Here is a 13,417-nt window from a genome sequence, read left to right as displayed (position 1 = left end):
CCCCGCAGCCACGTCTGCCGTTACGGCTTGTGCAGTTTCGTGACGGGCAGGAGATTGGTTATAGCCGGATTTCCGGTGCGTTTCATGATCGCCCTGAGCCGCAGGTGGAGGGGCTGGCGGAAGTTCTGCGTTCAATCAAGCCGCAGAAATATGTCATTGCCGGATTTTCCGGTGCTGAACCTGCTGCAACACTGCTTTGTGTGAGTGAGAACGGCTATACCGGTCTGCTGGATTTGTGTATTGGTGAGGCGTTCAGGCGGCGTGGTTTTGCAAAAGCACTGGTGCTGAATGAGATGGCGCAGGCTTTATCCCGCGGCGATCATTGTTTCTGGTTGCAGGTGGAAAGCGCGAATGCAGCAGGGCGTGCTTTGTATCAGGGTTTAGGCTTCACCACTGTCTATGATTATATTTATTATTGCAGATAGGTAGTATTTGATGACTGAGGGCAAAAAGATTGTGCTGGTGGCAGCCTGTGCGCTGATTGATACGGATGGCCGTATTTTGCTGGCGCAGCGCCCTGAGGGTAAGAATCTGGCCGGTCTTTGGGAATTTCCGGGCGGTAAAGTTGAAAGCGGTGAAACACCGGAAGATGCGCTGATCCGTGAATTGCAGGAAGAGCTGGGCATCATCACCAAACATGCCTGCCTCGCACCGCTGACTTTTGCCAGTTATACATATGATAAATTCCATCTGCTGATGCCGCTTTATATCTGCCGGCGCTATGAGGGCATTGCCCGCTCGATGGAAGGGCAGGCGCTGAAATGGGTCAAACCAAAAGACCTGCGCTCCTATCCGATGCCGCCTGCCGATGAGCCGCTGATCCCTTTCCTGATGGATCTCCTGTAATCCTCCAGCGCATCCTTGATAATTGCCGGTTATTTTTGGTCGTAAGACGGGTTTTTACGATTTTGTTAAGGGATGATTCACTGACATGCCGCATGGTGGGATCATCGCGCCGGAGTATGACGATGAGCAGCAATCGCAGTCAGTATCAGTCAGAATTTCTGACAGACTTTTTTAAAGATGATGAAGAGACAAAATCGGGCTTTATGCCTGTTGCCAAAAGCGGCTTTGTCCGTTGCATTTTGCTGTTCGGTTCCGCAATTCTCGCATTGACGCTGGTCATCGTGCCGGTGCTGAGCCAGAAAGCCAACAAACAGACTGCGCAATCGCTGTTTCCTGCCGGTGTGGATATGATGTCCACCGGTTCTATTCAGCGCGGCAATACTGACAAAGCCTATATTGAGCGCAAAAGTCTGCTGCAATCCTCACCGGAAGCAGTTTGCGTGATTGCCCGTGACGGCTCACAGCAGGGCGACTGCTGATCTTTCTTGTTACTTTTTCGGTTCTTTTTCCGTAGCAAGCAGGGCTTCAGCCAGTGAAGCCTTGGCCGATCCGGGTTTCAACGGCTGCTGCTGCGAGGCATGCGGTGCCCAGCCGGACATCCAGATGAATGAGAATGTTGCGCGGATGCGTCCGTCGGGATCGCTGAAGCGCTCGGCATAAATCTCCGCAGCCCGCATGAACAGACGACGGCCAACCGGTTTGCGCGAGCGGCCGGTGAGAATATTGGTCATGCCCATGGCGCGGATATCCGCCATCAACGCAAACATATTGTCATAGCGCACTGTGACATTTTCAATATCCGTTACCGGCAGCGCAAAACCGGCACGCTGCAACAGGGCACCACCATCACGCACATCGGCAAAAGGCGCCACACGCGGGCTGACGCCGCCGGTCAGCTCAGACTCGGCCTGCAACAGCGATTCACGCAGCTCTCCGAGTGTGCCGGCACCCGCCATGCAACCGAGAAACAATCCGTCAGGCTTCAGCGCCTGTTTGATCTGCATCATCAGTCCCGGCGTGTCATTGGTAAATTGCAATGACAGCAGTGAGATAATCAGATCTGCGCTGTGTGGCTCAAGTGGCAGATATTCCGTGCTGTCTTTTGACTGATAGTCAACGCTTTCAATCACTTCTGCCTTGCCGGATTGCTGCAAAGATAAAGCAGCAGACGGCGTATAGGGATTGACGATCACAGCGCGGGAAAACTGACGTTCAACCGTTGAAAGCCGGTCTTCCAGATCCTGCACCGTGCGCTCCAGCAGAAAATCCGCACCACTTACATTGCGTTGTAGCGCCCGTTTCAGGCGCTGTTGCAGCAATGCGCTGTCGAAAATAGTATTTGGTGTGGTTTCTGTTGCTGGCATTTTTCGTATCCCGATATCAGGCACCGTTCACTGGGCAGAGATTTCTCTGGACTACACCGGTGCATCTGGCATGGTGATGTAAATGCGTTCAATCGGGGGCGAATGCAATGGGGGAATTGCCGCTTTCTCATGAAACTGTTGTGAGACGGGAGAGGTGGATACGCTTTTGGGATTATGCAGGCGCTGGTTTGAAAGCTCTGCCGGACAGGATTTTTCCGGCACTTTGTGAGGGGTGTGACAGCGCTGTTTCACAGGCAGGCACTTTATGCGGAGCTTGCTGGAGTGAGATGCGTTTTCTGGAAGCGCCGTTGTGTCCGGTGATGGGCACGCCCTTTACTCATGATTTTGGCGCACATTTTCTCTCTGCCGAGGCGATTGCCGATCCGCCGCCTTTCCGGCACTTGCGCTCTGTTGCCTGTCACGATGGTTCAGCCCGTCATGCCGGTATTTCGCTGAAATATTATGACCGGCTTGATCTCGCCCCATGGATGGCACGCTGGATGCAGCGGGCGGGGCATGAATTGCTTGAGGATTGTGATGTGATTATTCCGGTGCCGCTGCATCGCAAACGTTTGTGGAAACGCCGTTATAATCAGGCCGCAGAACTGGCGCGGGTTCTGGGGCGGATCAGCGGCAAAACCTATGAGGCTACAGCCTTGCAGCGTATCAAGGATACACGGCAGCAGGCAGAGCTGAACCAGTCCGAGCGGCTGCGCAATGTGGCGGGAGCCTTTCGGGTGTCGGAGGCAGGGCGAAGCAGCGTGCAGGGGCGCACTGTGTTGCTGATTGATGATGTTTATACCACCGGTGCAACGGTGAAGGCCGCATGCCGTGCTTTGCTGAGAGCAGGAGCGGCAGAAGTGGATGTGCTGACTTTCGGCAGGGTACTGCCTGACCGGATGAGATAATTACGCTCTAGTCGTGACAACAAACCAGCAGCAAATGCTTGGATGATTGTGCAGGCATGGTTATATAGAGTTGAAACTCTGGAGACTCTTGAAATGAATGTTGAAATTTATACCCGTGACGGCTGTGGTTACTGCGCACGTGCAAAACAATTGCTGAATGAACGCGCGCCTGGCTACACGGAATTTAATGCGAGTGTTGATCCGAAATATCGTGAAGAAATGATGACCCGCTCCGGCGGTACAACATTTCCGCAGATTTTTATCGGTGATGTGCATGTCGGCGGTTGTGACGATCTTCATGCGCTGGATCGTGCAGGCAAGCTGGTTACTCTGCTGGAAACCGGTAAAGCAGACTAATCTATAAGGCATAAAAGGGAGAATAATGTCGATGGTTAAAGTTGCAGCAGTACAGATGCGCTCAGATGGCGATATGTCCGCCAATATTGAAGCCCTCAGCCGTATGGTCGGAGAGGCTGCCGCCCAAGGTGCGCAATATGTGCAGACGCCTGAAAATACCGGCATTATTCAGAATGACCGTGCGCTTTACCGTGCCAGTCTTCATGCGGAGCAGGATGATCCTGTGGTGCGTGAAGCTTCGGTTCTGGCAAAGCGTCACGGCATTCATCTCCATATCGGTTCCACGCCGATTAAACTTGAGAGCGGGCTGATCGCCAACCGTGCTTTTGTTTTTGCGCCGGATGGCTCAAAAATCACCACTTATGACAAGATCCATATGTTTGATGTGGATCTGGATAATGGTGAGAGCTGGCGTGAATCCGATACGATTTCGGCAGGGGATCGCGCAGTGGTAGCGGAACTGCCATTTATGAAACTCGGATTGGCAATTTGCTACGATATCCGCTTTCCGCAGCTGTTTCAGGCGCAGGCCAATGCCGGTGCCAATGTGATTTCCGCGCCTGCTGCTTTCACCCGTCAGACCGGTGAGGCGCATTGGCATATCTTGCAGCGGGCGCGTGCCATTGAAAATGGTGCCTTTCTGATTTCTGCTGCGCAGGGCGGCCTGCATAACGGCAATCGCCAGACCTATGGTCATACAATTATTGTTTCGCCATGGGGCAAGGTTCTGGCAGAAGCCGATCATGACAATCCGGCAGTGATTTATGCGGATATTGATGTGGCGGACAGTGCTGCTGCCCGCAATAAAATCCCGAATTTGAAAAATGCGCGGGAATTCAAACTGGAAACCATTGTCGCGGAAGGTGAAACGATCAAGGCATGATGCGGTTTTCTCTGCACTGTGACCAGTCCCATGAATTTGAGGGCTGGTTTCGTAATAATGAGGATTTCGACAGCCAGACCGCACGCGGTCTGGTGCAGTGCCCTGTTTGTCATTCGCCAAATGTGAATAAGGCGCTGATGGCACCGTCCGTCACCACCGGTCGCACCAAAGAGAAAATTGCTGCGACCATGGGTGAAGCCCAGCGCAAATTGCTGGATGAGATGCGTGAGATCAGCCGCAAGGTGAAAGAGAATGCCGATTATGTCGGCGATCGTTTTGCCGAGGAAGCGCGTAAAATTCACCATGGTGAAACGGAAGAGCGCGGCATTTACGGTGAGGCAACGAAGGATGAAATCACATCGCTCGTTGAGGATGGTGTGGAGATTCTGCCGTTGCCGGTGTTGCCTGAGGATTATAATTGAACCGTGCCGGTTCAATGGCTGAAGACTATAACTGATCCGCATTATACGGATCAGTTCTCTCCCAGTCTAATTCAGCGTCTCTGCGCCAGAACCATATAATTTACATCGAGATCGCGTGAGCGGCTCCATGTATCATTGAGCGGATTATAGCTCACACCGGTTTTTTCCAGCACAGTCAGACCGGCAGCCTGCAATGGTTTTTCCAGCTCTTCAGGACGCACCAGTTTTTCATATTGGTGGGTGCCTTTCGGCAGCCAGCGCAGCACATATTCTGCGCCGATAATCGCCAGACCCCATGCTTTGAGTGTGCGGTTGATGGTGGCAACAAACATCAAACCCTGCGGCTTGACCATTTTCGCAGTCGCCGACATGAACAGATCAACGTCGGAGACATGCTCAACCACTTCCATATTCAGCACGATATCAAATTGTTCACCGGCATCAGCCAGATCTTCTGCTGTGGTGGCACGATAATCGATTTCAATGCCCATTTCCGCAGCATGGATTTTGGCGACTTCAATATTGGTGGTTGAGGCATCGGCACCGATAACTGTTGCGCCAAGACGTGCCATCGGTTCGCAAAGCAGACCGCCGCCGCAACCAATATCCAGAATGCGCAGGCCTTCCAGCGGTCTGGCTGCCAGCGGATCACGGTTGAAATGCTTGCAGATCTGTTCTTTCAGGTATTCCAGACGGGTCGGGTTGAATTTGTGGAGCGGGCGGAATTTGCCCTGCGGGTTCCACCATTCGCTGGCAATGCGCGAGAAATGCGCAACTTCAGCGGGATCAATCGTGGTACGGCCGGATACGGCTTCCGGTGGCTGTTGTGAGCCAGTATCTGTCTGTCTGGACGTGTCGGACATAGCTTTCTCCATTTCCTACCAATGGACTTGTCTGTTCATTGATGAAAGTCAAGTATCTTTTCGCCTGTTGCGCTTGCGAAGTGGTCATAATTTCGGTATGTCAGCATCACTTACCTGTCAGGAGTACCTCTCAGTACGATGGCAGGTTCCGTTGGTTCTCATTTTCATTTAGGATATGTCGACATAATGGCGCGCATTGTGATGAAATTCGGCGGTACTTCTGTGGCCGATCTTGAACGGATCCGGAATGTGGCGCGTCACGTTAAACGTGAAGTCGATTCCGGCAATGAAGTAGCAGTTGTGGTTTCGGCTATGGCCGGTAAAACCAATGAACTGGTTGCCTGGACGCGTGAAGCATCGCCGATGCATGATGCCCGTGAATATGATGCGATTGTTGCATCGGGCGAGCAGGTAACGGCCGGTCTTCTGGCGATTGTGCTGCAGTCTATGGGCGTGAATGCACGTTCATGGCAGGGTTGGCAGATCCCGATCAAAACCGACATGACCCATGGTGCGGCACGTATTACTGATATTGACGGTTCATTTCTGATTAAGCGCTTTGGCGAAGGTCAGGTTGCGGTGATTGCCGGTTTCCAGGGTATCAGCCCGGATAACCGTATTTCGACGCTCGGTCGCGGTGGTTCCGATACTTCGGCTGTTGCCGTTGCGGCAGCGGTTAAAGCTGATCGCTGTGATATTTATACGGATGTGGATGGTGTTTATACGACCGATCCGCGCGTGGAGCCTAAAGCCCGCCGTATGGCCAAGATTTCTTTTGAAGAGATGCTGGAAATGGCATCCCTTGGCGCTAAAGTGCTGCAGGTTCGCTCCGTAGAACTGGCCATGGTGCATAAAGTGCGTACATTTGTACGTTCAAGTTTTGAAGATCCGCATGCGCCGGGCATGGGTGATCCGCTCAACCCTCCCGGAACACTGATTTGCGATGAGGATGAAATCGTGGAACAACAGGTTGTAACTGGTATTGCTTTCGCCCGAGATGAAGCTCAGATCTCATTGCGCCGCGTGGCCGACCGCCCGGGTGTATCTGCGGCGATTTTTGTCCCGCTGGCTGAAGAACATATCAATGTTGATATGATTGTTCAGAATGTTTCCGAAGACGGTTCAAAAACCGACATGACCTTCACCGTTCCTTCCGGTGATATGGATAAGGCTGTGCATGCGCTGGATAAGGTAAAGGCCGAAATCGGCTGTGACTCTATCCAGTCGGAAACCGGTCTGGCAAAAATTTCGGTGATCGGCACCGGCATGCGTTCTCACGCAGGTGTTGCAGCGACTGCATTTAAGGCGCTGGCTGAAAAAGGCATCAATATTCGCGCAATCACGACCTCCGAGATTAAAATCTCGATCCTGATTGACAGCGCATATACAGAACTGGCGGTACGAACCCTGCATTCTGTTTACGGGCTGGATAAGCACTAGAGCGGTTTACGTCCAGATTGGATCAAAGCGCTCGCTCTAGATTCTTTATTTGGTCGCATTATCACTGCCGTCAAGTTGATCCAACTTGACTGTGAAATGCTCTAACAGCTGCGTAAATTATAAAGTTTCAGAAAGGCAGTGCTTCGCGGCACTGCCTTTTTTTCTACCTGTATTCTATTCATTTCTGTTGGGCGGCAACATTATACCAGGCCGTGTTGCGTTTAATCACATTCATGGCGCTCACTCTATCTCTTTGTTTTTACGCATGACACTATCGGAAAACCGGTACTCACTTTTCCGCGACATGCTATTATCTTTTCAGGGGTAAACAGAAATACAGGGTTTAGCTATGCAGCCATTGCATAGCTGGAGAGTAAGAATAAGAGCAGAGCGATCCGGTTCTGGTCAGATGCAGGCAGCGGGGCGAATAAAATCATTTTTGTTGATGGAGAGGCTTTAATCGGTTTATGCCCCATTTTAGACACGTAAACTGCAATAAGAGCACAATGAATAATAAGATTTGATAATTGTACTCTGGACGATTGTGAGAAAAATGCTCACAAGCAAACCAAACTGAGCTATGCACACAGCGGTGTGATTCGTGATCGGACTGGTCTTGTAGTATCAGGATGAAACAATGCCTGACCGGCCGATCGGAAAAGCGGTAAAAGCCGACGAGTAACCACATACATTGTGTATTGTGGTTTGAGATTGGCATGAGGCATATGGAGGAGCATTGAGACCCTATGCGTGAGCTGACAGCCGGACCCCGGATTTTGCTCAAGCGTCTTCGCGCTTTAATGGCGGAAGCGCTCGAACCGCAGGAACGTCTTGACCGTATCGTGCGCGAAATCGCGCAAAATATGGTGGCGGAGGTCTGTTCATTCTATGTGCTCCGATCTGATGAAATTCTAGAGCTCTATGCAACCGAAGGTCTGAATCCGCAGGCCGTGCATCTGGCGCAGCTGCGTCTGGGGCAGGGGCTTGTCGGTACGATTGCCGCAACCGCGCGCCCGCTCAATCTGACTGATGCGCAGAGCCATCCGGCTTTCACTTATCTGCCTGAAACCGGCGAAGAAATTTATAACTCCTTCCTCGGTGTGCCGGTATTGCGCGCAGGCCGGACGATGGGCGTTCTGGTTGTGCAGAACCGCACCAAACGGGCTTATCGTGAAGATGAGCTGGAAGCTTTGGAAACAACCGCCATGGTGCTGGCGGAAATGGTTGCCGCAGGCAATCTCACCCGTCTTGCGCGTCCCGGTGTGGAACTGACTAACGGGCGTTCTGTCAGCTTCAACGGTCATGCCTATAATGATGGCGTAGGCCTCGGGCACGTGCTGCTGCATGAGCCGCGCATTGTCGTAACCAATCTTTTTAATGAAGATATTGAGCATGAGATCACCCGCCTTGATGAGGCGATGGGGTCTTTGCGTCTCTCGATTGACGATATGTTATCGCGCCGCGATGTGGCGGTAGAGGGTGAGCATCGGGATGTGCTTGAAGCCTACCGGATGTTTGCCCATGACCGTGGTTGGATGCGCCGCCTTGAGGAAGCTATCCGCAATGGCCTGACCGCAGAAGCAGCGGTTGAAAAGGTGCAGAGCGATACGCGCGCACGGATGATGCATCTGAGCGATCCTTATATGCGTGAGCGTCTCAGTGATTTTGACGATCTTGCCAATCGTCTGATGCGGCAGCTGATGGGGTATGACCCGAAAACCGCTGCGGAAATGATGGCGAAGGATTCGATCATTGTTGCCCGCTCCATGGGGGCTGCGGAATTGCTGGATTATCCGCGCGAGCGTGTGCGCGGTCTGGTGCTGGAAGACGGTGCAACGACAAGCCATGTTGTGATTGTCGCGCGTGCCATGGGTATTCCGGTGGTCGGGCAGGCCAAAGGTGTGGTTGCACTGGCTGAAAATAATGATGCGATCATTATTGACGGCGAAGATGGCCGTGTTCATCTGCGGCCGCAGTCTGATGTTGAAGCGGCCTATGCGGAGAAAGTCCGTTTCCGCGCTAAAAGACAGGCGCTTTATCGTGAGTTGCGCGATAAGCCGACGATTACCAAAGATGGTCAGCCGGTTTCCTTGCTGATGAATGGCGGTCTGATTGTTGATTTGCCGCAGCTGAAGGAATCCGGTGCGGATGGTGTCGGCCTGTTCCGCACGGAACTGCAATTCATGGTGGCCTCTACTTTCCCGCGTTCCGGCCAGCAGGAAAAGCTCTATCGCGCAGTGCTGGAAGCGGCGGGTGATAAGCCGGTAACCTTCCGCACATTGGATATCGGCGGTGATAAGGTGCTGCCTTATTTCCGCTCCAACGCCCATGAAGAAAATCCGGCGATGGGCTGGCGGGCGATCCGCCTTGCTCTGGACCGGCCAGGTCTGATGCGTACGCAGTTACGCGCGCTGCTGAAAGCTGCGGGCGGTCGTGAATTGCGCATTATGTTGCCGATGGTGACAGAAGTGGCAGAGGTGAAAGCGACCCGCGAGATTATCGAACGGGAAGTTAATTACCTGACCCGTTTTGATTATCAGCCGCCGAGCAGCCTGAAAGTCGGGGCGATGATCGAAGTACCGTCACTGTTGTGGCAGCTGGATGAGCTGATGCGCGAAGTGGATTTCGCCTCGGTAGGGTCGAATGATCTGTTCCAGTTCATTATGGCTGTTGACCGTGGCAATGCGCAGATTGCGGATCGTTTTGACCAGTTGTCTCCGGCATTTTTGAGGGTGTTGCAGCAGATTGCCGAAGCGGGCAAGCGCCACAATAAACCGGTGACACTCTGCGGTGAAATGGCGGGTAAGCCATTAACGGCGATGATGCTGGTGGGGCTGGGCTTCCGCTCTATCTCAATGTCTGCGGCGGCAATCGGGCCGGTGAAAAATATGCTGTTGTCGCTTGATGCAGCGCAGCTGAATACGGTTCTGAGCGACCTCGTGCAGAGGCCTGATGCCAATGGATCAATCCGCGAGCATCTGGTTCGTTTTGCAGCTGAACAGGGCATTCCTTTGTAACAGACCACAAAAAGCGCTGACATTTGTGCAGAAAATTTCGCAATCAGGCATTTCCGTTTGATTGCGAAATGCTTTATGGGTGCCCTCATCAAGCTGAAAACTGAATTTCAGACATATAATTATATTATCAGGATTATCGCATGGTCGCGCTTCCGCAAGACAGAATGGATCAGTTGTTAAAGCATTTTGTCATGCTTGAAGCGCAGATGGCGAATAATCCTTCGCCGGAAACCTATGTCAAACTGGCGTCGGAATATTCCGAGCTGCAAGATGTGGCGCTGAAAATCCGTGAATTGCAGGCTGCCCGTCAGGAGCTGAGCGATCTGGTTTCCATGCGTGATGATACGTCAGGCGATGCAGAAATGCGCGCTTTGGCTGAAATGGAAATTCCGGATACGGAAGAAAAAGTCGAGGCGCTGGAAGCCGAAGTCCAGATTTTGCTGCTTCCGAAAGATGCGGCGGATGAGAAAAACGCTATTCTGGAAATTCGTGCCGGTACCGGCGGTTCCGAGGCGGCCTTGTTTGGCGGCGATCTCTTCCGCATGTATGAGCGTTATGCAGCGGATAAAGGCTGGCGTGTGGAAGTTGTCTCTGCCAGTGAAGGTGATGCCGGTGGTTTTAAGGAAATTATCGCGACAATTTCCGGTAAGGGTGTGTTTTCCAAGATGAAATTTGAATCCGGTGTGCATCGCGTACAGCGCGTGCCGGAAACAGAAGCCAGCGGTCGTATTCATACCTCGGCGGCAACGGTGGCTGTGCTGCCGGAAGCGGAAGATATTGATATTGAAATCCGCAATGAAGATATTCGTATTGATACGATGCGCGCGTCCGGTGCCGGTGGTCAGCACGTCAATACCACGGACTCGGCCGTACGTATCACCCATATTCCGACCGGGATTATGGTGGTGCAGGCAGAAAAATCGCAGCACCAGAACCGTGCGCGTGCGATGCAGATCTTGCGTGCCCGTCTTTATGACATGGAGCGCCAGCGTGCAGAGAGCGAACGCTCGGAAGCGCGGCGTAGTCAGGTGGGCTCCGGCGATCGTTCAGAGCGCATCCGCACTTATAATTTCCCGCAAGGTCGTGTGACGGATCACCGGATTAATCTCACACTCTATAAGCTTGACCGCGTGATGATGGGCGAGCTTGATGAGCTGGTGGATGCATTGATTTCGGATCACCAGACCGCATTGCTGGCGGAATTGGGTGATAATTGATCGCCGTTATGACTAAACCGGAAACTACAAATAATACGCTTGGTCAGCTTTTAGCCCATGTGCGGCTTGAGTTGCGACAGGCAGAAATTGACAGTGCCGAGCTGGATGCACGCCTGCTGGTGCAGCATTTTACCGGTGCATCGCTGACAGATTTTGTGATCCGTTCGGATACAGAAGTCGCGCCGGATGTGACGGAGCAAGTGCTGGGTGCAATGCAGCGCAGGCTGGCCGGTGAGCCGGTACACCGAATCATCGGTGAGCGCGAATTTTATGGTCTGAGCTTTAAATTAAATGCCGATACGCTTGAGCCGCGCCCTGATACAGAGGCGCTGATCGGGCTGGTATTGCCGTTTCTCGAACAGAGAAGCTCGGAAAAGGGCTTCGTTGATCTTCTGGATATGGGGACCGGTACGGGGGCAATTGCGATTACCCTGTTGCATGAAATAAAGACCGTGCGCGGTGTTGCTGTTGATATTGCTGAAGGCGCCCTGCAAGCGGCACGGATCAATGCAAAATTGGCGGGTGTTTCATCACGTCTGGCTGTTCTGAAAAGTGACTGGTTTGGTGCCGTTCGCGGAAAATATGACCTGATTGTCTCGAATCCGCCCTATATTCCGGCAAAAACAGTGCTTGAACTGGACAAGGAAGTTAAAGATTACGATCCGCGCCGTGCTCTGGACGGCGGAGAAGACGGATTAAATTTTTATCGTGCTCTTGCAAAGCACAGTGGCGCCTACCTACATGATAATGCTATAGTTGCTGTGGAAATCGGGGCAGGACAGGCGGATGATACGGAGGCAATTTTTGCACAATATTCATTCCGTCTGACAAGCGTAGCCGAAGATTTAGCCGGTCATAAACGGGCATTGTCATTTCAGCGTTGACTTTAATGTTTAATATGCCCAAAAAAGACTTGGAATTTACGGCAAACACGTCTAATTTCCTGTCACCGCTACTGCATCGCATGTCCTGTAGGATGGATGAAAGATGCGGTAACAATTCGGACTAATGCGTAATCTCATTTTTAAACCGGCAGCGATTTAAAGAATTATGCATTGGTATGTCGGACAGGGTTGTCAGCCTGAAATTATATGTTTGAATTTGTATCTTTATAAAACCGTGTCATGCGACGCGAAATTATGAGTGATTCAGACATTTTGATCAGCAGCTGCCCGGTGGTTTTTCAACCGACCTCCTTTGCGGAGTTGCTGACACGGCAGCACAAAACTTAAATTAAAATTATACGCTGAAAGTGCGGGGCGCGCTTTCTGTTATTGTAGTTATGAAGTCGCTCAGCCCTTTCAGCTGAAATGATTTCTTCGCCCCTAATCTGAAAAGAGATGAGTATGAGGCCAGGACAGCAGAACAGGCGCATGCGTGGACGGGGGAATAATAACCGTAAGGGCCCTAATCCTCTTTCCCGTAATTACGAAAGTAACGGACCTGATGTAAAAATCAGGGGTAATGCGCAGCATATTGCCGAAAAATATATGACTTTGGCCCGTGATGCGCAGGCGACCGGCGACCGGGTGATTGCAGAAAATTATTTGCAGCACGCTGAACATTACAATCGCATTATTCTGGCGGCACAGGCACAAAATCCTGCGCCGGTGCAGCGCGATGAAGCTTTTGATGATGACTTTGATGATGAAGAAGGTATGGAGCAGGGTCATTCCGGCCAGTCCGTATCGCATCAGGAAGTCTATGATGGCAGTGGCCCGCAGCCTGTGATCGAAGGCACGCCTGCTGAAGTGATGTATGGCGAAGAAAATTCCCGTTCTTCCAACCGTAATAACCGTCAGCAGAATAATCGTCAGGATCGCGGCGACCGTAATGATCGTAACGACCGCAACAATGACCGTCAGGGTCGCATGCAGCGTCCGCGCCGTCATCAGCGTCCGGAATATGGTGCAGATCAAGGACAGGAAGCGCCGGTTGCAGCCGCACAGGTGCCTTTTGACCAGTCTGCTGAACAGCCGGTTGTCACGTCAAATTTTGCTGAACCGGTTGTGACTGAAGTTGCGGAAGCGCCTGTTACCCGTCGTCGTCCGCGTGCCGCTGCGCCTGTTATGCAGGACGGTGATGATGCACCGGCAGTTG

At 52.2% G+C, this 13,417-nt stretch carries 14 protein-coding genes; 12 read left to right on the top strand and 2 right to left on the bottom strand.

Annotated features, from left to right (window positions below; all coding sequences use genetic code 11):
• The 3 genes from A918_RS20270 to A918_RS0111770 all read left to right on the top strand — a co-directional run.
• A partial coding sequence (locus tag A918_RS20270) for a GNAT family N-acetyltransferase (protein ID WP_022711267.1) occupies positions 1-425 on the top strand: 425 nt, incomplete at its 5' end.
• Between the two features lie 10 nt (positions 426-435).
• Complete coding sequence (mutT, locus tag A918_RS0111775; protein WP_022711266.1) at positions 436-846, top strand: 8-oxo-dGTP diphosphatase MutT; 411 nt, start codon at positions 436-438, stop codon at positions 844-846.
• Positions 847-968: 122 nt separating this feature from the next.
• Entirely contained in the window at positions 969-1,325 is a 357-nt protein-coding gene (locus A918_RS0111770) for a hypothetical protein (protein ID WP_022711265.1), read from the top strand.
• A 9-nt stretch (positions 1,326-1,334) separates the two neighbouring features.
• Here the strand turns inward: A918_RS0111770 and A918_RS0111765 are convergent, their stop codons facing one another.
• Entirely contained in the window at positions 1,335-2,210 is an 876-nt protein-coding gene (locus A918_RS0111765) for a methyltransferase domain-containing protein (protein ID WP_022711264.1), read from the bottom strand.
• Between the two features lie 107 nt (positions 2,211-2,317).
• On the opposite strand from A918_RS0111765, the gene A918_RS0111760 reads away from it, so the two are divergent.
• From A918_RS0111760 to A918_RS0111745, 4 genes are all read left to right on the top strand, one after another.
• A complete protein-coding gene (locus A918_RS0111760) occupies positions 2,318-3,118 on the top strand; it encodes a ComF family protein (protein ID WP_028233714.1) in 801 nt (266 codons plus the stop codon).
• 93 nt (positions 3,119-3,211) lie between these two features.
• On the top strand, positions 3,212-3,475 hold the full coding sequence (gene grxC / locus A918_RS0111755; RefSeq protein ID WP_033316077.1) for a glutaredoxin 3: 264 nt from the start codon (positions 3,212-3,214) through the stop codon (positions 3,473-3,475).
• A gap of 25 nt (positions 3,476-3,500) precedes the next feature.
• Positions 3,501-4,358 carry a carbon-nitrogen hydrolase family protein gene (locus A918_RS0111750; protein ID WP_022711261.1) on the top strand — a complete coding sequence of 286 codons (858 nt, stop codon included), beginning with the start codon at positions 3,501-3,503 and terminating at the stop codon, positions 4,356-4,358.
• Complete coding sequence (locus tag A918_RS0111745) at positions 4,355-4,780, top strand: DUF1178 family protein (protein ID WP_022711260.1); 426 nt, start codon at positions 4,355-4,357, stop codon at positions 4,778-4,780. The genes A918_RS0111750 and A918_RS0111745 overlap by 4 nt, the downstream gene beginning before the upstream one ends.
• A 71-nt stretch (positions 4,781-4,851) precedes the next feature.
• Here A918_RS0111745 and ubiG read toward each other — a convergent pair whose 3' ends face one another.
• Positions 4,852-5,643 carry a bifunctional 2-polyprenyl-6-hydroxyphenol methylase/3-demethylubiquinol 3-O-methyltransferase UbiG gene (ubiG, locus tag A918_RS0111740; RefSeq protein ID WP_022711259.1) on the bottom strand — a complete coding sequence of 264 codons (792 nt, stop codon included), beginning with the start codon at positions 5,641-5,643 and terminating at the stop codon, positions 4,852-4,854.
• A 186-nt stretch (positions 5,644-5,829) separates the two neighbouring features.
• On the opposite strand from ubiG, the gene A918_RS0111735 reads away from it, so the two are divergent.
• The 5 genes from A918_RS0111735 to A918_RS20265 all read left to right on the top strand — a co-directional run.
• Entirely contained in the window at positions 5,830-7,083 is a 1,254-nt protein-coding gene (locus A918_RS0111735; RefSeq protein ID WP_022711258.1) for an aspartate kinase, read from the top strand.
• 746 nt (positions 7,084-7,829) lie between these two features.
• A complete protein-coding gene (gene ptsP / locus A918_RS0111730) occupies positions 7,830-10,100 on the top strand; it encodes a phosphoenolpyruvate--protein phosphotransferase (protein ID WP_022711257.1) in 2,271 nt (756 codons plus the stop codon).
• A 140-nt stretch (positions 10,101-10,240) separates the two neighbouring features.
• Positions 10,241-11,317, top strand: a complete 1,077-nt coding sequence (prfA, locus tag A918_RS0111725; protein WP_028233711.1) for a peptide chain release factor 1 — start codon at positions 10,241-10,243, stop codon at positions 11,315-11,317.
• Between the two features lie 8 nt (positions 11,318-11,325).
• Positions 11,326-12,201 carry a peptide chain release factor N(5)-glutamine methyltransferase gene (prmC, locus tag A918_RS0111720; RefSeq protein ID WP_028233710.1) on the top strand — a complete coding sequence of 292 codons (876 nt, stop codon included), beginning with the start codon at positions 11,326-11,328 and terminating at the stop codon, positions 12,199-12,201.
• Between the two features lie 462 nt (positions 12,202-12,663).
• A partial coding sequence (locus A918_RS20265; RefSeq protein ID WP_156831431.1) for a DUF4167 domain-containing protein occupies positions 12,664-13,417 on the top strand: 754 nt, incomplete at its 3' end.

Source organism: Pseudochrobactrum sp. AO18b, from assembly GCF_000409565.1.
In the GTDB taxonomy this organism is placed as follows: domain Bacteria; phylum Pseudomonadota; class Alphaproteobacteria; order Rhizobiales; family Rhizobiaceae; genus Pseudochrobactrum; species Pseudochrobactrum saccharolyticum.
This window is presented reverse-complemented; position numbering and strand designations above follow the sequence as displayed.